At 74.1% G+C, this 21,394-nt stretch carries 22 protein-coding genes; 12 read left to right on the top strand and 10 right to left on the bottom strand.

Annotated features, from left to right (window positions below; all coding sequences use genetic code 11):
* Positions 1-110 precede the first annotated feature (110 nt).
* The 4 genes from thrS to BSB02_RS10165 all read left to right on the top strand — a co-directional run bounded on the left by thrS (position 111) and on the right by BSB02_RS10165 (position 4,914).
* Positions 111-1,304 carry a threonine--tRNA ligase gene (gene thrS / locus BSB02_RS10180; protein ID WP_084958473.1) on the top strand — a complete coding sequence of 398 codons (1,194 nt, stop codon included), beginning with the start codon at positions 111-113 and terminating at the stop codon, positions 1,302-1,304.
* A gap of 93 nt (positions 1,305-1,397) precedes the next feature.
* On the top strand, positions 1,398-3,488 hold the full coding sequence (locus BSB02_RS10175) for a TRAP transporter permease (RefSeq protein ID WP_240506355.1): 2,091 nt from the start codon (positions 1,398-1,400) through the stop codon (positions 3,486-3,488).
* Complete coding sequence (locus tag BSB02_RS10170) at positions 3,485-4,420, top strand: TAXI family TRAP transporter solute-binding subunit (protein ID WP_206184610.1); 936 nt, start codon at positions 3,485-3,487, stop codon at positions 4,418-4,420. The genes BSB02_RS10175 and BSB02_RS10170 overlap by 4 nt, the downstream gene beginning before the upstream one ends.
* 143 nt (positions 4,421-4,563) lie before the next feature.
* Positions 4,564-4,914 carry a hypothetical protein gene (locus BSB02_RS10165; RefSeq protein ID WP_084958472.1) on the top strand — a complete coding sequence of 117 codons (351 nt, stop codon included), beginning with the start codon at positions 4,564-4,566 and terminating at the stop codon, positions 4,912-4,914.
* Here BSB02_RS10165 and BSB02_RS10160 read toward each other — a convergent pair.
* Genes BSB02_RS10160 through BSB02_RS10140 form a run of 5 tightly spaced genes read right to left on the bottom strand, consistent with a single transcriptional unit; the run spans position 4,881 to position 9,353 of the window.
* Positions 4,881-5,846, bottom strand: a complete 966-nt coding sequence (locus tag BSB02_RS10160) for a magnesium transporter CorA family protein (protein ID WP_206184609.1) — start codon at positions 5,844-5,846, stop codon at positions 4,881-4,883. The two genes, BSB02_RS10165 and BSB02_RS10160, sit on opposite strands and share 34 nt — an antisense overlap.
* A gap of 11 nt (positions 5,847-5,857) precedes the next feature.
* Positions 5,858-6,571 (bottom strand): DUF72 domain-containing protein, encoded by a 714-nt coding sequence (locus BSB02_RS10155; RefSeq protein WP_084958470.1) that lies wholly within the window; start codon positions 6,569-6,571, stop codon positions 5,858-5,860.
* A 47-nt stretch (positions 6,572-6,618) separates the two neighbouring features.
* Positions 6,619-7,362 (bottom strand): STAS domain-containing protein, encoded by a 744-nt coding sequence (locus tag BSB02_RS10150; RefSeq protein ID WP_084958469.1) that lies wholly within the window; start codon positions 7,360-7,362, stop codon positions 6,619-6,621.
* A gap of 25 nt (positions 7,363-7,387) precedes the next feature.
* Complete coding sequence (locus tag BSB02_RS10145; protein ID WP_084958468.1) at positions 7,388-8,071, bottom strand: TIGR04282 family arsenosugar biosynthesis glycosyltransferase; 684 nt, start codon at positions 8,069-8,071, stop codon at positions 7,388-7,390.
* Positions 8,046-9,353, bottom strand: coding sequence for a glycosyltransferase 87 family protein (locus BSB02_RS10140; protein WP_084958467.1), 1,308 nt, complete (start codon positions 9,351-9,353; stop codon positions 8,046-8,048). Before BSB02_RS10140 ends, BSB02_RS10145 begins: the two co-directional genes overlap by 26 nt.
* A 395-nt stretch (positions 9,354-9,748) precedes the next feature.
* Between BSB02_RS10140 and BSB02_RS10135 the strand changes: the two genes are divergently transcribed.
* Together BSB02_RS10135 and BSB02_RS10130 are read left to right on the top strand one after the other, a co-directional pair.
* On the top strand, positions 9,749-10,729 hold the full coding sequence (locus tag BSB02_RS10135; RefSeq protein WP_084958629.1) for an NAD-dependent epimerase/dehydratase family protein: 981 nt from the start codon (positions 9,749-9,751) through the stop codon (positions 10,727-10,729).
* The gene (locus BSB02_RS10130; RefSeq protein WP_240506320.1) at positions 10,726-11,469 is read left to right on the top strand and encodes a glycosyltransferase family 2 protein; all 744 of its coding nucleotides are present in this window, start codon (positions 10,726-10,728) and stop codon (positions 11,467-11,469) included. Before BSB02_RS10135 ends, BSB02_RS10130 begins: the two co-directional genes overlap by 4 nt.
* Here BSB02_RS10130 and BSB02_RS10125 read toward each other — a convergent pair.
* Positions 11,439-12,542: an MFS transporter gene (locus BSB02_RS10125; protein ID WP_143590450.1), complete on the bottom strand. Its 1,104-nt coding sequence runs from the start codon at positions 12,540-12,542 to the stop codon at positions 11,439-11,441. The genes BSB02_RS10130 and BSB02_RS10125 overlap by 31 nt on opposite strands.
* Here BSB02_RS10125 and BSB02_RS10120 point away from each other — a divergent pair.
* A complete protein-coding gene (locus BSB02_RS10120; protein WP_206184608.1) occupies positions 12,480-13,088 on the top strand; it encodes a CGNR zinc finger domain-containing protein in 609 nt (202 codons plus the stop codon). The genes BSB02_RS10125 and BSB02_RS10120 overlap by 63 nt on opposite strands.
* 48 nt (positions 13,089-13,136) lie before the next feature.
* On the opposite strand, the gene BSB02_RS10115 is transcribed toward BSB02_RS10120, so the two are convergent.
* Complete coding sequence (locus BSB02_RS10115; protein WP_206184607.1) at positions 13,137-14,867, bottom strand: IlvD/Edd family dehydratase; 1,731 nt, start codon at positions 14,865-14,867, stop codon at positions 13,137-13,139.
* Positions 14,868-14,874: 7 nt separating this feature from the next.
* On the opposite strand from BSB02_RS10115, the gene BSB02_RS42935 reads away from it, so the two are divergent.
* From BSB02_RS42935 to BSB02_RS10100, 3 genes are read left to right on the top strand one after another with little or no spacing between them, the layout of a single operon-like run.
* Entirely contained in the window at positions 14,875-15,654 is a 780-nt protein-coding gene (locus BSB02_RS42935) for an IclR family transcriptional regulator (protein ID WP_084958464.1), read from the top strand.
* The gene (locus BSB02_RS10105; protein ID WP_084958463.1) at positions 15,651-16,484 is read left to right on the top strand and encodes an SMP-30/gluconolactonase/LRE family protein; all 834 of its coding nucleotides are present in this window, start codon (positions 15,651-15,653) and stop codon (positions 16,482-16,484) included. Before BSB02_RS42935 ends, BSB02_RS10105 begins: the two co-directional genes overlap by 4 nt.
* Entirely contained in the window at positions 16,481-17,518 is a 1,038-nt protein-coding gene (locus tag BSB02_RS10100; protein WP_084958626.1) for a zinc-dependent alcohol dehydrogenase, read from the top strand. The genes BSB02_RS10105 and BSB02_RS10100 overlap by 4 nt, the downstream gene beginning before the upstream one ends.
* Here BSB02_RS10100 and BSB02_RS10095 read toward each other — a convergent pair.
* Together BSB02_RS10095 and BSB02_RS39485 are read right to left on the bottom strand one after the other, a co-directional pair.
* On the bottom strand, positions 17,484-18,107 hold the full coding sequence (locus tag BSB02_RS10095; RefSeq protein ID WP_084958462.1) for a TetR/AcrR family transcriptional regulator: 624 nt from the start codon (positions 18,105-18,107) through the stop codon (positions 17,484-17,486). The genes BSB02_RS10100 and BSB02_RS10095 overlap by 35 nt on opposite strands.
* Positions 18,108-18,174: 67 nt before the next feature.
* Entirely contained in the window at positions 18,175-18,768 is a 594-nt protein-coding gene (locus tag BSB02_RS39485) for a helix-turn-helix domain-containing protein (protein WP_143590448.1), read from the bottom strand.
* Between BSB02_RS39485 and BSB02_RS39480 the strand changes: the two genes are divergently transcribed.
* Both BSB02_RS39480 and BSB02_RS10085 read left to right on the top strand, forming a co-directional pair.
* Positions 18,724-19,047: an SDR family oxidoreductase gene (locus tag BSB02_RS39480; protein WP_240506353.1), complete on the top strand. Its 324-nt coding sequence runs from the start codon at positions 18,724-18,726 to the stop codon at positions 19,045-19,047. The two genes, BSB02_RS39485 and BSB02_RS39480, sit on opposite strands and share 45 nt — an antisense overlap.
* Positions 19,048-19,327: 280 nt before the next feature.
* Positions 19,328-20,095, top strand: a complete 768-nt coding sequence (locus BSB02_RS10085) for a glycoside hydrolase family 16 protein (protein WP_158088599.1) — start codon at positions 19,328-19,330, stop codon at positions 20,093-20,095.
* Between the two features lie 12 nt (positions 20,096-20,107).
* Here the strand turns inward: BSB02_RS10085 and BSB02_RS10080 are convergent, their stop codons facing one another.
* A complete protein-coding gene (locus BSB02_RS10080; RefSeq protein WP_084958624.1) occupies positions 20,108-21,277 on the bottom strand; it encodes an ROK family transcriptional regulator in 1,170 nt (389 codons plus the stop codon).
* Positions 21,278-21,394: the final 117 nt, after the last annotated feature.

The raw sequence follows: 21,394 nt of genomic DNA, 5'->3' as shown, positions 1-21,394 counted from the left end.
CGCCGGACTCCGTCCCGGCGCGCTGACGCATACCTCACGAAGCCCCGGGGCGAGCGCCCCGGGGCTTTCGTCGTGCGGCGCTCGCCTCCCCACCATCCAAGGAGGAAGCCATGCACGACCACCGCAAGCTCGGCCGGGAGCTGGGCCTGTTCGGCACCGACCCGCTCATCGGCTCCGGCCTGCCGTACCTGCTGCCGGCGGGCGCGGCGGTGCGCAAGGCCGTCGAGGACTACGTCTATGAGCTGGAGCGCAGGCACGGCTACCGGCACGTCAACTCGCCGGTGCTGGGCAAGCGCGAGCTGTATGAGAGATCCGGGCACTGGGCGCACTACAGCGAGGACATGTTCCCGCCCATGGAGGTGGGCGGGGAGGAGTTCGTGCTGCGTCCCAGCCTGTGCCCGCACCACGCGCTCGTCTACCGGGCCCGGCAGCACAGCCACCGGGAGCTGCCGCTGCGGATCGCCGAGCTCGGCGGCATGTACCGGTGCGAGCTGTCGGGCGTGCTGGGCGGGCTGAGCCGGGTGCGGGCCATCCAGCTCAACGACGGCCACGTGTTCTGCGCCCCCGAGCGGGCGGCCGAGGAGGTCTCGGCCGCGCTGGACCTGATCGAGCAGGCCCACGCCCAGCTCGGTGTCAAGGCCGCCCGCTACCGCCTGTCGCTGAGGGGCGAGGGCGGCAAGTACGTCGACGACCCGCGGCTGTGGGAGCGGTCGGAGGCGATCCTGCGCGGGGTGCTGCGCGAGCGCGGCCAGGACTACGACGAGGAGAGGGGCGAGGGCGCCTTCTACGGCCCCAAGATCGACATCCAGATCGCCGACGCCGCCGAACGCGAGGCCACCCTGTCGACCGTCCAGGTCGACCTGTACCAGCCGGGCCGCTTCGAGCTGGAGTACGTCGGCCCCGACCAGCGTCCCCGCCGCCCGGTGATGGTGCACCGCAGCGTCGTCGGCGGTATGGAGCGGCTGCTGTCGCACCTCATCGAGGTGCACGGGGGCGCGTTCCCGGCTTGGCTGGCCCCGGTGCAGGCGGTGGTGCTGCCGGTGTCGGACGCCGAGGTGCCCGCGGGCCTGGAGCTGGTACGGCGGTGCGTGGCGGCCGGCATGCGGACCGAGCTGGCCCATCCGGAGCGGGGCAGCCTCGGCGCCCGGATCAGGGCGCATCGGCTGGTGCCGTACCAGCTCGTGGTGGGCCCGCGCGAGGCCGCCTCGGGCGAGGCGGCGCTGCGGCTGCGCGACGGCGGCCAGGCCGGATCCGTCCAGGTCGAGCGGCTGGCCGAGCGGTGTCGGCCCGTGTTCGCAGCGTGATGTTAAATGTTGCTGAGGTCGTCTTCCCAGCTGCTGTGAAGACCTCATAAAGTCCCCCCAAAACGCAGCTTGGGGAGGAAATCCTTGACCGAGGTGAGCGACCGCCGCGCGGCTGAGCTGGTGGCGGCCCACGAACAGGAACGGCCGGCCCGGCAGTTGTCCGGCAAGCTGCGGCTGGGCGTGTGGATCGTGGGCGGCCTGCTGTCGGTCTACTCGCTGGTGGTCGTGTTCCGCCCGGTGGAGTCGCTGCAGCACCGCATGACGTTCCTGGCGGTCGCGCTGCCCCTGGTGTTCCTGTGCTACCGCTCGGGGTTCCGGCTGGGCAGGCGGCCCGCCGCCGAGGAGGGGCCGCCCGGCGCCGTGGGCGGGGCGGTCGCCGAGGCGGCCGGGAAGCCGCTGGCGGCCGATACCGCGGGAGCGCCGCAGGCGGCCGGGGCAGGGCCAGAGCCGCGGACGGCCGCGACGGCAGGACGGGCCCCCGAGCCGGCCGCGGCCCGGCGGGCCGACCGGCCGACCGTCGCCGACTGGGCGCTGGCCGCGCTGGCGCTGGCCGTGTGCGTCTACCCGCTGCTGGACTTCCAGGCCTTCCGCGACCGCGGCTCCGGCGCGGCGCTCACCGACCTCGACATCGCGGCCGGCGTGCTGCTGACCGTCCTGCTGCTGGAGGCGGTGCGGCGGACCGTCGGCTGGTCGCTGGTCGTCATCTGCGCCGTCTTCCTCGTTTATGCGTATTTCGGGGGCTACCTCCCGATCGACTGGACCATCGGCCACCGCGGCTTCGACCTGGAGCAGATCGTCTCCCAGCTCTACACCGGCACCGAGGGCTTCTTCGGCGTGCCCCTGCAGGTCGCGGCCAGCTACATCATCCTGTTCACCATCTACGGCGCGGTCCTGGACCTGTCGGGCGCCAGCAAGTTCTTCATCGACCTGAGCTTCGCCGCGTTCCGCAGGTCCCGCTCCGCGCCCGGCCGTACGGTCACCACCGCCGGCTTCCTGCTCGGCACGGTCTCCGGCTCGGGCGTGGCCACCACCGTGAGCCTGGGCAGCGTGGCCTGGCCGGTGCTGCGGCGCGCCGGATACCCGAAGGAGTCGGCTGGCGGCATCCTGGCCGCGGGCGGCATCGGCGCCATCCTGTCCCCGCCCACGCTGGGCGCGGCGGCGTTCATCATCGCCGAGTACCTGAAGGTCGGCTACCTGCAGGTGCTGCTGTACGCGACCATCCCCACGATCCTGTACTACCTGGGCATCTTCCTGGCCATCGAGATCGACTCCCGGCGCTTCCACACCCACGCCGTGCAGGTGGACGCGCCCAAGGTCGGCAGGCTCCTGCTGCGCTTCGGCTACCACTTCAGCTCGCTGATCCTCATCATCGTGCTGATGGCGATGGACCGCTCGGCCTTCCAGTCCGTGGTGATCGCCACCGCCGTCGCGTTCCTGCTGTCGTTCCTGGACCCCGAGCACCGCATGACGCCGGGGCGCGTCGGCGAGGCCCTGGCCAGGGGGACGCTGGAGGTGCTGCCGGTCACGGCGGTGTGCGCGGCGGCGGGCATCATCGTCGGCGTCATCACCCAGACCGGGCTGGGGCTGAACCTCAGCGCGATCATCGTCGGGGTGGCGCAGGGCAACCTGCTGCTCACCACGCTCATGGCGGCGATCGCGGTGATGGTGCTCGGCCTGGCCGTGCCGGTGACCGCGAGCTTCATCATCGCCGCCGTGATCATCGGCCCGGCGCTGACCACGCTCGGCGTCACCCAGGCCGAGGCGTACATGTTCATCTTCTACTACGCGGTGCTCAGCGAGGTCAGCCCGCCGACGGCGCTGTCGGCGGTGGCCGCCGCCGCCATCACGGGCGGCAACACCTACAAGACCATGATGATGACCTGGCGCTACACGCTGCCGGCCTTCCTGGTGCCCTTCGCCTTCGTGCTGACCCCCAACGGGCAGGCGCTGCTGTTCCAGGGACCGCTGGTCACGGTCGCCGTCATGGCGCTGGTGTCCTGCGTGGCCGTCGCCGCGCTGGCCCTGGCGACGGGCGGCTTCACCGGCTGGCCCGAGCGGGCGCTGGCCGCCGTGGCCGCCGTGCTGCTGCTGTTCCTGGACACCACTCCGATCGTCGCGGGCCTGGCCGTTTTGGCGCTCGCGGCAGCCGTACACCTCATCAGGAGAAGGAGAACCTCAGCGTGAAACGCTTCATAGTGGGGGCGGCCGTGGCCATCATGGCGCTGGCCGGGTGCGGCGGTCAGGGGAACCGGCTGACGATCGCCACCGGCGGCACCACGGGCGTGTACTACGTCTACGGCGGCGGCCTGGCCACCCAGCTCAAGAACAACATCGCCAACACCCAGGCCACCGCCTCGGTGACCTCGGCGTCGGTGGAGAACATCAAGCTGCTGGCCGACGGGAAGGCCGACATCGCCTTCTCGCAGACCGACGCGGCGGCCGACGCCGTCAACGGCACCGGCAGCTTCACCGCCAAGCAGCCGATCAAGGCCATCGCCCGCATCTACGACAACTACACCCAGGTCGTCGTGGCGCCCGGCGTCGCCGCCACCAAGGTGGCCGACCTGAAGGGCAAGCGGGTCTCGCTCGGCCCGGCCAACTCCGGCACCCAGGTGGTCGCGCGGCGCGTGCTGGAGGCGGTCGGCATCAACCCCGACACCGACATCAGCAAGCAGCAACTGTCGATCAACGAGTCGGTCCAGGCCGTCAAGGACGGCACGATCGACGCGTTCTTCTGGGTCGGCGGCGTGCCCACCTCGGGCGTGGTGGACCTGGCCACGAGCAAGCCGGACATCAAGATCCTCGACACCGGCGACGTGATGTCGGCGCTGTCGGGCAAGTTCGGCCAGACCTACCAGACGCTCGACATGGACCTGTCGGCCTACAAGCTGGAGGGCGCCGTCAAGACGGTCGGCGTGCCGAACGTCCTGCTCGTGCCGGACAAGATGGACGAGCAGCTCGCCTACGACATCACCCGCACCCTGTTCGAGAAGAAGGCCGAGCTGGTGAAGGTGCACTCCGAGGCCGGGAAGCTGGATGTGAAGACAGGCCAGCAGACCGACCCGATCCCGCTCCACCCCGGCGCGGCGCGCTACTACAAGGAGAAGGTCGGCTGATCCGCCTGGTCCTCGCGGGGGCGGCGCTCGCGGCGTGCCTGTCGGGCAGCGGCTGCGGGCGCCCGGCCGTCGGCGGGCTTTTCCTGCCCGCCGACGGGAGTTTCGGCCTGGCCTACATACATTCGATCTACCGCGCCCCCTCGATGGAGGTCTTCACCGTCGAGGGCCGCCGCTTCACCATGCGCGCCGTCGTGTCGACCAGCGGCGGCGTGCTCGACTACTACGCCCTCGAAGGCACCCGCGAGACCCTGCCGGGCGGGCTGTTCCGCCTCACCCTGGCCGCCCCCGCCGCCTACGAGTCGCTCGACCTGATCGCCACCCCCATCGGCCGCCGCACCCTGGTCGCGGGCGGGCCGTCGGGGTGGCGCTGCCTGCCGCTGTTCCCGCCGTCGGGGTCGCGGCAGGTACGGCTGACCGTACGGCTGGAGCTGGAGGACCGGGGCGGGGCGTGCCCGGCGGTCTACAGCCAGTCCCTCTTCTTGAACGCCAGGTAGAGCCCCACCGACGTCACGATCACCACGACGGTCGACATCCAGAAGCCCCACGGCTGCTCGGACCCGGGATAGGGGACGTTCTGCCCGTAGAAGCCGGTGACGGCCGTGGGCACCGCGATGATGGCCGCCCAGCCGGTGACCTTCTTCATGATCTCGTTGAGCCGGTTGCCCTGCTGGGTCAGGTGCGTCTCGCGGATGTTGACCAGCAGGTCGCGCAGCGAGTCCGTCCACTCGGCCACGCGCAGGACGTGGTCGTAGACGTCCTGGTAGTAGGGGGCCATGCCGGGGTCGACCACGTGCAGGTCGCGCCGCAGGATCGTGTTGACCACCTCCCGCATCGGCAGGCTCAGGCGGCGGAACTCGACCATGTTCTTGCGCAGCTGGAAGGTCCGCCGCTGCATGTCCTTGTCGCTCAGCCGGTCCTCGAACAGCCGGCCCTCCAGCTCCTCCACCTGGCCGTCGAAGTGCTGGACGAGCTCGAAGTGCTGGTCGACCACGACGTCGAGCAGGCCGTGCAGCAGGTAGGAGACGCCGTGCTTGGCCAGGTCGCGGTTGCCGTCCCAGCGGCGGACCACCTCCTCGATGTCGAAGTGGTCGTTCTCCCGGACGGTGACCAGCGCGTTGCGGGTGACGAAGACCGACACCTCGACCGGGTCGAGGCGGCCCTCGCGCATGGCCATGGCGTAGACGGTGACGAACAGGTGAGTGTCGTAGACGTCGAGCTTGGGGCGCTGGTGGTCGTTGACGACGTCCTCGACGGCCAAGTCGTGCAGGCCGAGCTCCTCGCTGATCGCGTCGAGGGCCTTCCTGTCGGGGGCGCACAGGTCGAACCAGACGACGCAGTCCTGCTCACTGACGAAGTCGGAGACATCGGCTATGGGGAAGCCTTGCCGTTCCAGAACCCCGTTGCGGTACAAACGTGTGCGGACCATGGCGGTCCACTCTAGAGCAGTCCCTCGAACGTGGTCGCGTTCCGGACGGCGGCCCCTCCGGGGTCGTTGTTGAAGTACACGTAGCACTCCTGCCAGCCCGCCTCGCGCACGCGGCGGGCCCACGCCTTCAGCGCGGCGATGCCGTACGACGGGGGCGGGGTGCCGCGGCCCTCGTGCAGGCGGACGTATCCCCACGGGGCGGTCACCCACAGCGGGGTGACGGGGCGGCCCAGCCGGTCGGCCCAGCACAGCGCCGCTCCCCTGGCCTCCAGCACGCGCCTGACCTCGGCCGTCCACCACGAGACGTGCCGGGGCTCCACGGCCACCTTGACGTGCGGCGGGAAGCAGGCCAGGCAGCGGTCGAGCAGCCCGGCGTCGGCCCGCAGGCTCGGCGGCAGCTGCAGCAGGATCGGGCCGAGCCTGTCCTTCAGCTCGGCGGTCACCGTGACCAGGCGCCGGACGGGCTCCTCCGGGCCGGCGAGCCGCCTGACGTGGGTCAGGTAGCGGCTGGCCTTGACCGCCATGACGAAGCCGTCGGGCGTGCGCTCGCGCCACCTGGCGAAGGTCTCCGCCGAAGGCAGGCGGTAGAAGGCGTTGTTGCTCTCCACCGTCGGGAAGGTCTCGGCGTAGGTCTCCAGCCACCGGCGCTGGGGCAGGCCCTCGGGGTACAGGACGCCGCGCCAGTGCCGGTACTGCCAGCCGCTGGTGCCGACGAGCGTGGTCATGCCGGGCGTCTACCCGGGATCCGGCCCTTGATTGCGGGCCGCGCGGGTCAGACGAAGGAGGGCTCCGCGGCGGGTCCCCCCTCCTGGGCGGCCAGCGCCTCGGCGACGTCGGCGTGCACGGTGACGACCTCCAGCAGGCCGGTGACCTCCAGCAGGCGCTCGACGGCGCCGTGGACGCCGGCCAGCCGCAGCCAGCCGCCCGCCGCGGTGGTGCGCCTGTGGAACTCCAGCAGCACGCGCAGCCCGGCGGCGTCGCAGAACTCCAGCGACGCGAGGTTGAGGACGATCCGGACGCATCCCCTGGTGACGTGGGTGGCCAGGGCGATGTGGAGGTCGGCGCCGGTGGTCAGGTCCAGCTCGCCGACGGCGGTGACGATCCCGACGTCGCCGTCGTGGTGCGAGACCACCGACAGCGCCGCCGTCTTCGCGTGGATCGTCGAGGGCTGCGCCAGGTGCTGGTGCCAGGCGGCCTCGCGCCGGGCCTCGGCGGCCTTGGCGTGGCACAGCAACGACGAGGGGGCCTCGACCGCCCGGCCCTCGTACAGCGTGGCCAGGCGCAGCAGGACGTCCGCGGTGGCCTGGTGCGCCTCGGCGGCGTAGCGCCGGGCGGCGTGCAGGTTGCTCTCGGCCTGCCGGGCCAGGTCCTCGGCCCGCGTCACCTGATCGCCTCGCGCCCGCGCGAACATGTGCAGCTGCGTCAGGCGCGCGACGGCGTCCTCGGCGCGCTCGCGGGCCTCGACGGCCCGCTGGGCGGCGAGCTTCGCACGCAGGATGGGCGACGTGGCGCTCACATCGCCAGTATCTCCCTGCGACGTCTCAAACCAATAGGTAGGGAGTGCCCGATTTGACCTTTGGGACAATCGTGACTTTCTGTGGTCGCGTCGTCTCTCGCAGCGCGGCGGCGAAGCGGGTGGCCGGGGCCTGCCCGGCGACGCGGAAGGCGTCCTCGGCGGTGTCCACGTCCGTCAGCTCCGGCAGGTGGCAGACGCTCAGCCCGGCCCGCGCCAGCCGGTCGAGCTGGCGCCTGCCGGTCTCCGGGCGCGACATGGGCACGCCGAGCAGCAGGTCCGGGTCGGGTTCGCGCAGGCCCAGCAGCCAGAAGCCGCCGTCGGCGGCCGGGCCGTACACCGCGTCGTGGCCGGCCAGCGCCTCGGCCGCGCGCCGCAGCAGGCCGGCGGTCACCTGCGGGGTGTCCATGCCGATCAGGACGGCGGGCCCGGGCCGCAGCCGGCAGGCGTCGGCGAACGCCGCTGCCAGGCGTTCGTCCAGGCCCGCGCCGCGTTGCGGGATCACCACGAAGCCGTCGGGCAGCCAGCCGCCCGGCCGGCCGTCCAGTGCCAGCACGCGCTGGGTGGCGGGCGCGGCGGCGACCGCGCGCAGGGTGTCCTCCAGCGCCGCCGCGGCCAGCTCCGCGGCCTGGGCCGGGCTGAAGGGCGGGGTGAGCCGGGTCTTGACCCGGCCGGGCACGGGTTCCTTAGCGATGACCAAGATCTGCGTCATGGGCGTGTCCAATCCTCTCGGCACGACGTACGGCCCAGCAGGCCAGGACCGCCGAGGCGGCCAGGCCGTACGCGAGGGTCGCCGGACCCGGGACGGTCGCCGGACCCGACAGGTAGGCGACGGCGCCGGCCAGTGCCACGCCCAGCCACTCCCACCGGCCGGCCATGGCGGCCAGCGCGACGACGAGCAGGGCGTACCAGGAGTAGGCCGGCGTGACCAGCAGCAGGAGGGAGCCGGCGACCGGCAGCGCGCCGTGCCAGGGGCGGCCGGGGTCCCCGCGGCGCAGCACGTGCAGCATGACCAAGGCCAGCAGGGCGATCGCCGCCGGCGGCGCCCAGGAGTCGGGCAGGACGAGCCGCAGCAGGGCGTACCGCTCGCGCGCCGACGGGTCGTCCAGCCCCTCCTCCTCGACGTACCCGGCCAGGTAGCCCAGCACGGAAGCCCGGGAGGCCAGCGCGTAGGGCAGGTAGGCCAGGACGACGACCAGCGCGGCGGGCCCGATGATCCGCAGGATCCGCCGCCGGTCCACGCCGTCGCGCAACACCCCGGACAGCGCGCCCGGCAGGGCCGTCGCGGGCAGCAGCTTGGCCGCCACCGCCGCGCCGAGCAGCGCTCCCCTGCCGCGCGTCACGCAGAAAGCCAGCACCACGAGCAGCACGCCGAGCATGTCGACGTGGGCGTTGTTGACCGCCTCTGCCGGTACGGCGGGGCACCAGGCCCAGCAGGCCGCCGCCCGCGCGCCGTGCCACCGGCACAGCGCCAGGGTGACCAGCACGGCCATCAGGGCGCCGCCCACCTGCAGCGGCTTGTGGCGGGAGCCTTCGGGTGAGAGCAGGTGGACGAGCAGGAAGTACGCCTGGGCGACGGGCGGGTAGATCGTGTGGACGGCGGGCCGGTTGATGCGGGTGCAGAAGGGCCGGCCGCAGCCGGGAGGAAACAGCCAGTCGTCGCGCAGCCGGGCGAGGGCGGGGTCGGCGGGCGGGTGGTCGTAGGGCGAGACGCCGGCCGCCTGGACGCGGCCGTCCCAGGCGTAGCGGTAGGAGTCGGTGCTGGTGCTCGGCGGGGCGGCCAGGCCGGTCGCGGCCACGGCGATCCCGCCGCCGACCGCGAGGGCGGCCAGGCGCCGCCGGGGCAGCCCGCGGGCCAGCCACAGCGCGGCGGCGAACAGCGCCCAGGCGGCCAGGTACCAGCCCAGCAGGCCGGGCGGCCCGAGGGACGTCCTCACCAGGACGGCGACGAGGGCCGCCAGGACCGCGCCCACCCAGAACGTCCGTCGCCTCACGGCAGCAGCCTCGCACCGCGAGCGCGATGTGCGGCCGTCGCGGCTCAGGACGTCCGTGATCCGTAAGAAATGCGGCCTGGAGGAAGGGGGCGGCCCTCCCCGTCACGGGACCCCGCCACCGCGCACCCTGCCCACCTCACCGGCCCAGGACCCAGGCAGGACCTGCCGGAGTGGCGACCCTCGCCGTAGCAAGCCCCCGCCACCCCGCACCCGCCCACCTCATCGGCTCGGGAACCGGGGATCTTGTGGGGCGTTCACCTCGCCGGCTGAGGAAATCGTGCGAGGGGCGAGGATCCCGGCCGGGGAGATCGGGTGGGGTGTCGAGTTCTTACGGCTCGCGAACGGGATCGGCCGTGAGCTTCAACCCGGCGGGGCCCCTGGTTAGCGTCGGCGGTGTGAGGGTGATCGTCACCGGCTCGGCCGGGTTCATCGGGAGCCACGTGGTGGAGGAGTTCGAGGCGGCCGGTCACGAGGTGGTGGGGCTGGACGTCGCGGACGGGCTCGACGTGCGCGACGACGCCGCCCTGGACCGGGTGCTGCCCGGCGCGGACCTGGTGGCGCACCAGGCGGCCAAGGTGGGCCTCGGCGTGGACGTCTCCGACCTGCCGGACTACGCCTCGGTCAACGTGCACGGCACCGCCGTCCTGCTGGCCGCCATGGCCAGGCACGGCATCGGGCGGCTCGTGCTCGCCTCCTCCATGGTGATCTACGGGGAGGGCGCCTACGACTGCCCCGAGCACGGCCGCGTCAGGCCGGGGCCGCGCGCCGTCGCCGACCTCGAGCGGGGCCGGTTCGAGCCGCCCTGCCCGCGCTGCGGCGCGGCCCTCGCCCACGCGGTCATCGGCGAGGACGCGCCGCCCGACCCCCGCAACGCCTACGCCACCTCCAAGCTTGCCCAGGAGCACCTGGCCGCCAACTGGGCGCGGGAGACCGGCGGCCACGCGGTGGCGCTCCGCTACCACAACGTCTACGGGCCGCGGATGCCGCGCGACACCCCGTACGCGGGCGTCGCCGCGATCTTCCGTTCCGCGCTGGAGGCGGGCAGGCCGCCGAGGGTGTTCGAGGACGGGCGCCAGCTGCGGGACTTCGTCCACGTCCGCGACGTCGCCCGCGCCAACCTCGCGGCGGCCACGACCGTGCCGCCGCCGGGCACGCTGGCCGCCTACAACATCGCCAGCGGCACGCCCCGCACCGTGGGCGAGATGGCCGCCGCCCTGGCGGCCGCGCGCGGCGGCCCCGCCCCGGTCGTCACCGGCGAGTACCGGCTGGGCGACGTCCGCCACATCGTCGCCTCGCCGGACAGGGCCCGCGCCGGGCTCGGCTTCCGGGCGGCGTGCGGTTTCGACGCGGGGATGAAGGAGTTCGCCTTCTCATGACCGCCGACCACACGACCGCCGACCACACGACCGCCGCCGGCGCGGGCACCCCCATGACCGCCGAGGTGATCCTGCCCTGCCTGAACGAGGCAGCCGGGCTGGCCTGGGTGCTGGAGCGGATGCCCGGCGGCTACGTCCCCCTCGTGGTCGACAACGGCTCCACCGACGGCTCGGCCGAGGTCGCCGCCCGGCTGGGCGCGCGGGTGGTCGCCGAGCCGCGGCGCGGTTTCGGCGCCGCCTGCCACGCCGGGCTGTCCGCCGCGACCGCCGACGTCGTGTGCTTCATGGACGCCGACGCCTCCCTCGACCCCCGCCAGCTGCCCGCGGTGGCGCTGCCGGTCCTGGACGGGCGGAGCGACCTGGTGCTCGGGCGGCGGGTGCCCCGCGAGCGCGGCGCCTGGCCGCCGCACGCCCGGCTCGGCAACGCCGTGCTGGCCCGCGACCTGCGCCGCCGTACCGGCGTGCCGTTGCGCGACCTGGGACCGATGCGGGCCTGCCGCCGGGAGCCGCTCCTGGCCCTGGGCCTGGCCGACCGGCGTTTCGGCTACCCGCTGGAGATGGTGCTGCGGGCCGCCGCCGCGGGGTGGCGCATCAGCGAGGTGGAGGTGGACTACCTGCGCCGGGAGGGCCGTTCCAAGGTCACCGGCACCGTGCGCGGCACGCTGCGCGCGGTGGCGGACATGCGGCGCGCCCTCAACCAGGGGACGGCTCAGCCCGGCTCCGCCGACGCGGGCCGGTAGCAGGCCGCCGCCAGCGCCGCCCCCAGCAGGGCGACCGCCGCGGCGGCCAGGAAGGCGGGCGCGCCGCCGTCCAGCGGCCCGGTCAGCCGGCCCGCGATGGCCGCGCCCAGGCCGTAGCCGGTCCACATGAACGTGTTGAGCCAGGAGAAGGCCTCGGTGCGGTGCTCGGCGGGCGTGTGGCCGGCCAGCAGCGTGGCCTGGAGCGCGTCGCGCGGCCCCTGCAGCAGCCCGGTCAGGGCGACCAGCGCCGCCAGCGCGGCCAAGCCGGTCGGCGCGGCGTCGGCGAGCAGGATGGCGGCGTCGGCCAGGGAGAGCGCGATGAGCATCGTCCGGCCGCTGAACGGCCAGGTGCGCGTGCCGTACAGCAGTCCCCCGGCGAGCGCGCCGGCCGACAGCAGGCCCATGAGGACCCCGGCGGCGGCCGGCGCGCCGCTGACGGTGGCCGCGGCCAGGGTGGCGACGCGCAGGCAGCCGAAGGCGAAGGCCGCGGTGGCGGCCACGGCGAGGACCACGAGCGTGGGACGGTGCGCGAGCGGCCCGGACAGCCGGGCGAGCCTGCCGCGTGAGCCGGTGGGCCGCCCGGCCGGGGTGTGGTCCCGTACGGCGGGCGAGGCCGCCAGCAGGGCGACGCCCAGCAGCAGGGCCGCACCCGCCCCGGCCACGATCGCCTGGGCGGGTGCGGCCAGCAGCAGCACGGAGACCAGGACCGGCCCGGCGACGAACATGAGCTCGTTGACCGCGTTGTCCAGCGCGTAGGCGGCGGGCAGCGACTCGGCGGGCACGAGCCTGGGCCAGGCGGCCCGGCCGACCGAGGTGGCGGGCGGGGTGGTGGCGCCCAGCAGGACGGCCGAGGCGATGAGGGCGGCGGCCGGTACGGCGAGCGCCAGGGCCGCCAGGAGGGTGCCGTAGGCGAGCGCGTGGGCGGCGAGGAACGCGACGAGCACGGGGCGGGCGCGGCGCCGGTCGGCCAGCCGTCCGGTCAGGGGCGCGCACACCGCCAGGGCCAGCGCGTGACAGGTCAGCACCAGCCCCGCCACGCCGTACGACCGCGTCCGCTCCGCCACGACCAGCATGAGGGCCAGGCTGAGGACCGGCGTCGACAGCCGGGCCAGCAGGGCGGCGGCGAGCTGGCGCGGGACGCCCCGGCCGACCGGCTGGACGGCCCCGCGCTCGCGACCGCCTTCGCCGGCCACCTGTCCGGGCGCAGGGCCGAGGCGCTGCTGGCGGCGCCCGACGCGGGCGAGCGCCTGGCGTCGCTGGCCTGGAAGCTGCGTGGCGCGCTGGTGGCGGACTCGGCGGCGGAGCAGGCCGCGCTCATCAACGCGATGATCCGGGAGTACCGCGCGCAGCCGTACCTGACGGAGGACGTCGGCCAGCCGTTCCACGTGCACTTCCACGGGTCGGGTGAGACCGAGGTCGAGGCGCTGGGCGGCGAGTTCGCCACCGCGCTGGCCCTCATCGTGGACGGCTACGGCTCCCGCCGGTTCGGCCAGTGCCAGGCGCGCCGGTGCGAGGCGGTCTACATCGACCTCACGCGCAACGGCTCGCGCCGGCACTGCAGCGCCGCGTGCACGGCGCGGGCCAAGACCGCCGCCTACCGCAGCCGCCGCCAAGGTTAGAACCGCTCCGGCAAGACCCTGGGCGCGTCGCGGCCTGCGGTGCGCGCCTCAGTGAGAGTCCCTGGCCACGCGGTGGCCGCTGGAGCCGACGAGGAAGTCCAGGTCGGCCCCCTGGTCGGCCTGGAGGACATGGTCGACATACAGCCGCTCCCAGCCGCGGCTCGGGGCGGCGAAGCCCGCGGTGACCGGCTCGCGCCGGGCCAGCTCCCCGGCGGGGACGTCGACGTCCAGCCGCCGGGCCGGCACGTCGAGCACGATCGGGTCGCCCGTGCGCACCAACGCGAGCGGCCCGCCGACGGCCGCCTCCGGCGCGGTGTGCAGGACCACCGTGCCGTAGGCGGTGCCGCTCATGCGGGCGTCGCTGACGCGCACCATGTCCCGCACCCCCTTGGCCAGCAGCTTGGCGGGCAGCGGCAGGTTGCCGACCTCCGGCATGCCGGGATAACCACGCGGCCCGCAGCCGCGCAGGATGAGCACGCTGGTCTCGTCGGCGTCGACGGTGTCGAGCCGGGCGCGCAGGTCTTCGACGCTGTCGAACACGATCGCCCTGCCGCGGTGCCGCAGCAGGTGCGGCGAGGCGGCGGCGGGCTTGACGACCGCGCCGCGCGGGGCGAGGTTGCCGCGCAGGACGGCGATGCCCGCGTCCTCCAGCAGCGGCGAGGAGCGGCGCCGGATGACCGACTCGTCCCAGATCTCCGCCTCGGCCAGGTGCTCGACGAGCGGCCTGCCCGTGACGGTCACGGCGGCGGGGTCGAGCAGGTCGGCGACCTCCTTCAGCACGGCCGGCAGCCCGCCCGCGCGGAACAGGTCGTCCATCAGGTGCCGCCCGGCCGGTTGCAGGTCCACCAGGAGCGGCACGCCGGAGCCGGTCCGGTCGAAGTCGTCCAGCGTCAGGCCGACGCCGAGCCGCCCGGCGATCGCCAGCAGGTGGACCACGGCGTTGGTGGAGCCGCCGATCGCGGCCAGCGTGACGATCGCGTTGTGGAACGCCCCGCGGGTCATGACCTGGGAGGGCGTGCGGCCCTCGCGGACCAGCTCGACGGCGAGCCTGCCGGTGTAGTGGGCGCGTTCCAGCAGGCGCGCGTCGGGGGCCGGGGTGCCGGCGGTCCCGGGGAGGGTCATGCCGAGGGCCTCGGCCATGCAGGCCATCGTGGAGGCGGTGCCCATGGTGTTGCAGTGGCCCTTGCTGCGGATCATGACCGACTCGGAGGCGAGGAACGCCTCCCGCGACAGCGTCCCGGCGCGCACCTCCTCGCTGAGCCGCCACACGTCGGTGCCGCAGCCCAGCGGGAGGCCGCGGAAGTGGCCGGTGAGCATCGGCCCGCCGGGCACGACGACGGCGGGCAGGTCCACCGAGGCGGCGGCCATCAGCAGCGCGGGGATGGTCTTGTCGCAGCCGCCGAGCAGGACCAGGCCGTCGACGGGGTTGGCGCGGAACATCTCCTCGGCGGCCATGGCGGCCAGGTTGCGCCACAGCATGGCCGTCGGGCGCACCTGGGTCTCCCCGAGCGACAGGACCGGCAGGTTCAGTGGGACGCCGCCCGCCCCCCACACGCCGTGCTTGACGTGCTCGGCGACCTCGTCCAGGTGCATGTTGCACGGGGTGAGGTCGGAGGCGGTGTTGGCGATGGCGATGTGCGGCCGGCCGCCCCCGAACGCCTCCCGGGGCAGGCCGCGGCGCATCCAGGCGCGGTGGATGTAGGCGTTGCGGTCGGTCCCCGCGTACCACTGGTCGCTGCGCATGGCCTTCTTCCGTTTGACGGAACGCCGATCTAGCATCCGGAATATGATCGACTCTAGCCGCGGCGCCCGGCGGCGAGAAGAGCGGCTCGTCGGCTCCGACCGGGTGCTGGCCGTGCTGCGCGTGCTGGCCGAGCATCCCGAGGGCGTGGGGCTGGAGGAGACGGCCAGGGCGGTGGAGTCCCCCAAGCCGACCGTGCACCGGGCGCTGGCCTCCCTGCGCCGCGCGGGGTTCGCCCTCCAGGACGGCCGCGGCCGGTACCTGCTGGGCGACGAGTTCCTGCGGCTGGCGTTCACCCACCACGAGGCGCGCCCCGACCACGTCCGGGTACGGCCCGCGCTGGAACGGCTGGCGGCCGCCTTCGGGGAGACCGCGCACTACGCGGTGCTGGACGGGCGGCAGGTGGTCTACCGGGCCAAGGTCGACCCGCCGTCGGGCCCGGTCAGGCTCACCTCCACCGTGGGCGGGCGGAACCCGGCCCACTGCACGGCCGTGGGCAAGCTGCTGCTGGCCTACGCGCTGCCCGACGACGCGGCGGTGGCCGCCTGGGTGGCGCGGGGCCCGCTGCCCCGCCGTACGGCCGGCACCAAGGTCACCGCGGAGGAGCTGGCGGCCGACCTGGCGGCCGTGCGCGAGCGCGGCTACGCCACCGACGACCAGGAGAACGAGGAGGGCGTCACGTGCGTGGCGGTGCCCGCCTTCCTCACCTCCGCGCGCACCCCCAGCGGCGCGGTGAGCGTCAGCGCGCTGGCCTACCGCACGCCGCTGGCGTCGCTGGTCGCGGCCCTGCCGCGGATCCACGCCATCGTCGGGGAGGGGCGATGATCGCCGAGTCGCTGTCCACGGAGCTTTATGAGCTGGCCGAGGGGCCGGTGTGGGATCCCCTCGGCGAGCGCCTGCTGTGGGTGGACATCCCCACGGGCCGGATCATGGAGGGGCGGCTGCGGATGGGGGCCCTGGAGGTGGCGTGCACGCACACGCTGCCGGGCACCGTCGGCGCGGCCGTGCCCGGCACCGACGGCTCGATCCTGGTGGCCGCGCGGGACGGCTTCGCCGTCGTCGGCCTGACGGGCGTCACGACGGGGCCCAGGGTGCTGCCGGAGGGCGTGGCGAGCCGGTTCAACGACGGCAAGTGCGACCCGGCGGGGCGGTTCCTGGCCGGGAGCCTCGCCCTGGACGGCCGCACCGGCGAGGAAAGGCTCTACCGGCTGGAGTCCGGCGGCCGCGTGAGCGTGGTCGCCGAGGGGCTGACCGTCTCCAACGGGCTGGGCTGGTCGCCCGACGGGCGGACGATGTACCACGTCGACAGCAGGCCCGGCGTGGTGTGGGCCCAGCCGTACGACCCGGAGACCGGGCGGGTGGGGCCGAGGAGGGCGGCGATCACGGTGACCGACGGGCTGCCGGACGGCCTGAGCGTGGACGTCGAGGGCAACCTGTGGCTGGCCGTGTGGGGCGCGGGGCAGGTGCGGCGGCTGTCCCCGGACGGCAGGCTGCTCGACGCGGTCAGCCTGCCGGTGCCGAAGGTCTCCAGCGCGGCCTTCGTCGGCGAGACCCTGGTCGTCACCACCGCCGGAGGCGGCCTGTTCGCAGTCGAGGTCGGCGTCGCCGGCGTGCCCACGACCCTGTGGCGGCCCGTCCCGCTGGGCCGGCCATGAGGGCCCTGGTGCTGACCGGGCCGCGCCGGGCCGTCGTGCTGGACGTCGAGCCGCCGCGGGCGGGACCCGGCCAGGTCGTGATCGACGTGGAGCGGGCCGGCCTGTGCGGCACGGACGTGGAGTTCTACACCGGGGAGATGGCCTACCTGCACCAGGGGCACGCGGCCTATCCCCTGCGGCCCGGGCACGAGTGGTGCGGCACGGTCGCCTCCGCCGGCGAGGGCGTCGACCCGGCCTGGGTGGGGCGGCGCGTCACCGGGGACACCATGCTGGGCTGCGGCGCCTGCCACCGCTGCCGGCGCGGGCGCCACCACGTGTGCGAGGACCGGCACGAGGTCGGCATCCGCCGCGGCTGGCCCGGGGCCCTGGCCGAGCAGCTGCTCATGCCCGTCCGCGCGCTGCACCCGCTGCCGGACTCGGTCGGCGGCACGGCGGGCGCCCTCGTCGAGCCCGGAGGCAACGCGCTGCGCGCGGTGCGGGCCGCCGGGGCCGGGCCGGGCGTGCGGATCGTCGTGGCGGGACCGGGCACCATCGGGCTGCTGGCCGCGGCCTTCGCCGCCGCGGCCGGGGCCGAGGTCCACGTGGTCGGCCCCTCTCCCGAGGCGCTGGAGCTGCCGCGCCGCCTGGGGTGCCCGCGCGTGTGGACGGCCGGGGAGCTGCCGGCCCTGCCGTACGACGCGGTCATCGACGCCACCAACGCCGCCGCCGTGCCCGCCTGGGCGCTCGACGTGGTCGAACCCGGCGGGCGCGTGGTCTGCATCGGCCTGGCGGGACGGCCCAGCCCGGTCGACAGCCGGGCGCTGGTGCTCAAGGACGTCACGGCGGTCGGCGTCCTCGGCGGGTCGGCGGGGTTGCGCGGCGCCATCGAGCACTACGCCGACGGCTCGGTCGATCCCGAGCCGCTGGTGGCGGCCACGGTGGGGCTGGAGCGCGCGGGCGACGTGCTGGCGGGATGGCGGCCCGCGGGCGCCGGGCCGGGGCCGAAGATCCACGTCGACGTCACGAGACCGTCGGAGACGTCATCCGCCAGATGAACTTGTGGAGGTAGTCGCGGAAGCGGGCCAGCGCGGCCGGCTCCACGCCGATGCCACGCCGACGGCTCGCCCGCGCCGGCGCGTTGGTGACGGTGTACTGCAGGCGGCCCGACATGAACCCGTACACCGACCAGACGATCATCCAGGCCACGTGGTCGGCGTCCACGTCGGGCGGCAGCAGCGGCCGGATCACCGAGGTCACGCGGGCCGTGAGCGCCCGGGAGTACCGCTCCTCCAGGTCCGTCACGTCCGCGGCGTCGCCCATCCACCGGTGCAGCCACAGCGCGACGATCTGCGGGTGGCCGACGCAGAAGTCGAGGTAGGCGTCGGCCAGGGCGATCAGCCCATCCCGGGTGGGGGTGAAGCGCGCCAGGGCCTCCCCCATCGCGGCCTGCTCCACCTCGTGGGCGCGCCGCATCACCTCCCGGTACAGCTCCACCTTGTCGCCCGCGACGGCGACCACGGTGTCGAGGTCGAGGCCCGCCGCGTCGGCGATGAGCCGCATCGAGGTGCCGTCGAAGCCCAGCTCGCCGAACAGCCGGGTCGCGATCTCGATCACGTGCCGCTCCGCCGCCGTGTTGTCCGCCATGTTTGATTACTTTACGTGACGATGCGTGCGAAGCGCCGTCACGGCGGACATGGGCCGAGGCCCTGGATCAGGACTCGATGCCCTGGCGCAGCAGCCACCAGGCCCGCCGGGCGGCCTCGCGCCGGGCCGGGGGCGGGGTCCTGGCCAGCACGCCGGCCAGCATGCTGATCGCCAGGACCAGGTCCTCGGCCGTGACGTCCGGCCGCACGCGGCTCGCCTCACGGGCCGCGGCCAGCGGGCCCGCCAGGAGGCCGGCCACCCGGTCGCGCACCGCGAGGATGCGGGGGTCGGCCGGGGTCAGGCTGACCATGTCGATGAACGCGGTGGAGGCGATGGTCTGCTCGGTGATGCGCGCCAGCACCTCGTCCAGGGTGACGCCCGGGCGGGCGGCCAGCTCCTCCAGCTCGGCGACGCTGTCCTCGAACACCGCGAGGGCCAGGGCGGCACGGTCGGGGAAGTGCCGGTAGAGGCTGCCCTGCCCGACCCCGGCCGCGCGGGCGACCATGCTGAGCGGCGCGTCGTAGCCGGCGCGGGCGAAGACCTCGCGAGCCGCGGCGATCAGCGCCGCCCTGTTCTCCGCCGCGGCCCCCGGCCCCCTGTTGGCCCGGTTGCCGGCATCCGGGGCGGCGCTGCCGGGGCCGCCTACACCGCCTCCAAGCACGGCGTCGTCGGCCTGACCCGCAGCGTGGCCTGGGCCTACGCCAAGGACGGCATCCGCTGCAACGCCATCCTGCCCGGTCCCACCATGACCGGCATCGCCGACACCGCGGCGGCCTTCGACCCGGCGGGCGTCGCCCGGCTCGCACCCGTGCTCGCGCTCGGCGAGCGCATGGCCGAGCCGGAGCGGATGGCCGACGTCGCCCTCTTCCTCGCCTCGGACGCCGCCTCGTTCGTCAACGGCGCCCTCGTGCCGGTGGACGGCGGCTGGTCGGCGGCCTGACCCGGCCCGGGCGCGACCGACTTTTCGGTCCATGGACCGCTTACCACCATATGGCGGGCAAAAACGCTGCCATACCCGCAGGGCATTGATGCCAATCAGCCGCTAAAGAGTCATACGTGCGGATCAAAGAGCGATCCGGGCACTTGTGCACGTGGCAAACAGACTCCCCGGACATTCTCGGCACAGGTTTCCGCCTTTGACGGCGAATCAATGAATTCCCAGGGAAAGGCGGGAAACCATGTGGTTGATACGATTCTTGGCGGTCATGTCGGCTCTTGCCATGAGTTTCGCCGAGCGCCCGGTCCCGGCGTCGCCCTCGGACCCCGGCGGCGTCAAACCCGTCGGGCCCGGCGGCCGGTGGACGCTGAAGTTCCACGACGAATTCCATGGATCCTCCGTCAACGAGGCGAAATGGCGGTTTCGCTCCACGGCCGAGTCCGACTGGTCCGACCAGCCGTACGGCACCGGCAACCCGGGCAGCGAGCAGCTGGAGTTCGACCGGCCCGGCAACTGCTCGGTGTCCGGCGGGACGCTGACCATCACGGCCAGGCCCGACGGTGTCCGGTCGGAGGCCGGGCACTGGTACGACTGGTCCAGTTGCCTGATCACCTCCACCGGGCCCAAGGGCTACGCCTTCCGGAACGGCTACGTCGAGATCAGGGCGAAGCTCCCCGCGCCCCCGGGATTCTGGCCGTCGTTCTGGACCTGGCCGGTGCCCGGGAACTGGCAGCCGGCCGAGACGGACGTCTTCGAGTACTTCTCCGACAATCGCCGGCGCCTGTACCTCACCCGGCACTCGGACTCCGTCCAGGGCTGCGTCCACACGCCCCGCTTCGACCCGAGCGCGGGCATGCACGTCTACGGGGCCGACATCCAGGACTGGGGGACGGACTTCTACGTCGACGGGGAGCGGGTGTGCCACGCGCCGGGCCCGCCCCCGGGCCCGGCCAACCTGGTGGTGAGCAACTTCGTGTACGCCGGGGGGCCGCCGGCGCCGGGGTCGGTGGGCCGCATGGTGGTGGACTACGTCCGGGCGTGGGAGAGATAGGGACGGCCTCGTTCACCGGCCCGCCGGCAGCGGCACGGGCAGCTCGGGCCCGCTGTCCGGGGTGAACAGCTGCCGGTCCAGGTGGTCGGCGGCGTACTCGATCGCGCCCAGCACCACGCACTCCCCGCCCAGCGTGGAGGCCCGCACCTCGGGCATGCGGATGCACACCCGCGCGAGCCGGTCGCGCAGCGGGGTCAGCAGCACGTCCGCCGAGCGCGAGAAGCCGCCGCCGAGCACCACGATCTCGGGGTCCAGCAGCAGCACCATCGCGGCGGTCCCGACCGCGAGGTCGTCGGCGTAGCGGTGCACCGCCGCGAGGGCGACGGGGTCGCCCGCCCTGGCGGCGGCGAGGGTGAAGCCGGCGGCGTCCTCGGCCGGCGTGCCCTCCGGCACGACCTCGCAGGAGTTGAGGTGCTCGGGGGCGTCGAACCACCTGGCCTCCGGCAGCATGACGATCTCCCCCGCCGCCGCGCCGTGGCCCCGGTGGACCTTGCCGTCGATGATCAGCCCGGCGCCCATCCGCCGCGCGACGTGCAGGAACACCACGTCGCGCGAGCCGCGCGCCACCCCGCGTCTGAGCTCGGCCAGGGCGGCCAGCCGGCTGTCGTTCTCCAGCAGCACCTCGCAGGGGAACATGGCCCGCATCCGCTCGCCGAGGTCGAAGCCGCTCCAGTCGGGGATGCCCGCCGAGTACCGCACGACGCCCTCGGGCGTCAGCACGCCGGTGGTGCCGACGGCCACGGTCCACAGGTCGGCCGCGGTCTTGCCGCTCATGGCCAGGCAGCCCTCGACCGCCCGCTCGATGGCCGCCAGCCGCTGCTCGGCCGGGGTGCCGGGCTCGACCGGCTGCCTGGTCTCGGCGAGCACGCGGCCGTCCAGGTCCGACAGCGCCGCCCGGACGTTGTGCGCTCCTATGTCGACGCCGGCGAGGAAGCCGTTGTCGGCGCGGAAGCGGTAGCGGCGGGCCGGCCTGCCCATGGTGCCCGGGCTCGGCGGCACCTCCTCCACCCAGCCCAGCTCGGCGAGCTCGTCGACGACCTCCTTGGTGGAGGGCCTGGACAGCCCGGTCCGGTCGGCGAGCGCCGACAGGGTGAGCGGCCCGTCGCGGCGCAGCTCCCTGATCGCGGACAGGGAGTTGAGCTGCCGCAGCCGGGACAGGTCGCCGCCACGCAGGTTCGCCATCGCCATCCCTAATGTAGGTTTCCTCGTTAACTCCCCAGTATGCCACCGGCAACCTCTCCGCCAACCGTCCCCGAAAGTCCACCTTGACCCGGCTTTCGGGCGACTGCTACTAATGAA

This window comes from Thermoactinospora rubra, from assembly GCF_002093975.1.
In the GTDB taxonomy this organism is placed as follows: domain Bacteria; phylum Actinomycetota; class Actinomycetes; order Streptosporangiales; family Streptosporangiaceae; genus Nonomuraea; species Nonomuraea rubra_A.
This window is presented reverse-complemented; position numbering and strand designations above follow the sequence as displayed.

Coding starts and splice junctions, on each gene's coding strand:
- BSB02_RS10095 (WP_084958462.1), bottom strand. CDS start 18,107: ATGGCGGACAACACGGCGGCGGAGCGGCACGTGATCGAGATCGCGACC.
- BSB02_RS10130 (WP_240506320.1), top strand. CDS start 10,726: ATGACCGCCGACCACACGACCGCCGACCACACGACCGCCGCCGGCGCG.
- BSB02_RS10105 (WP_084958463.1), top strand. CDS start 15,651: ATGATCGCCGAGTCGCTGTCCACGGAGCTTTATGAGCTGGCCGAGGGG.
- BSB02_RS42935 (WP_084958464.1), top strand. CDS start 14,875: ATGATCGACTCTAGCCGCGGCGCCCGGCGGCGAGAAGAGCGGCTCGTC.
- BSB02_RS10145 (WP_084958468.1), bottom strand. CDS start 8,071: ATGACGCAGATCTTGGTCATCGCTAAGGAACCCGTGCCCGGCCGGGTC.
- BSB02_RS10085 (WP_158088599.1), top strand. CDS start 19,328: ATGAGTTTCGCCGAGCGCCCGGTCCCGGCGTCGCCCTCGGACCCCGGC.
- BSB02_RS10125 (WP_143590450.1), bottom strand. CDS start 12,542: ATGCTGGTCGTGGCGGAGCGGACGCGGTCGTACGGCGTGGCGGGGCTG.
- BSB02_RS10100 (WP_084958626.1), top strand. CDS start 16,481: ATGAGGGCCCTGGTGCTGACCGGGCCGCGCCGGGCCGTCGTGCTGGAC.
- BSB02_RS10155 (WP_084958470.1), bottom strand. CDS start 6,571: ATGACCACGCTCGTCGGCACCAGCGGCTGGCAGTACCGGCACTGGCGC.
- BSB02_RS10115 (WP_206184607.1), bottom strand. CDS start 14,867: ATGCTAGATCGGCGTTCCGTCAAACGGAAGAAGGCCATGCGCAGCGAC.
- BSB02_RS10080 (WP_084958624.1), bottom strand. CDS start 21,277: ATGGCGAACCTGCGTGGCGGCGACCTGTCCCGGCTGCGGCAGCTCAAC.
- BSB02_RS10160 (WP_206184609.1), bottom strand. CDS start 5,846: ATGGTCCGCACACGTTTGTACCGCAACGGGGTTCTGGAACGGCAAGGC.
- BSB02_RS10165 (WP_084958472.1), top strand. CDS start 4,564: ATGGAGGTCTTCACCGTCGAGGGCCGCCGCTTCACCATGCGCGCCGTC.
- thrS (WP_084958473.1), top strand. CDS start 111: ATGCACGACCACCGCAAGCTCGGCCGGGAGCTGGGCCTGTTCGGCACC.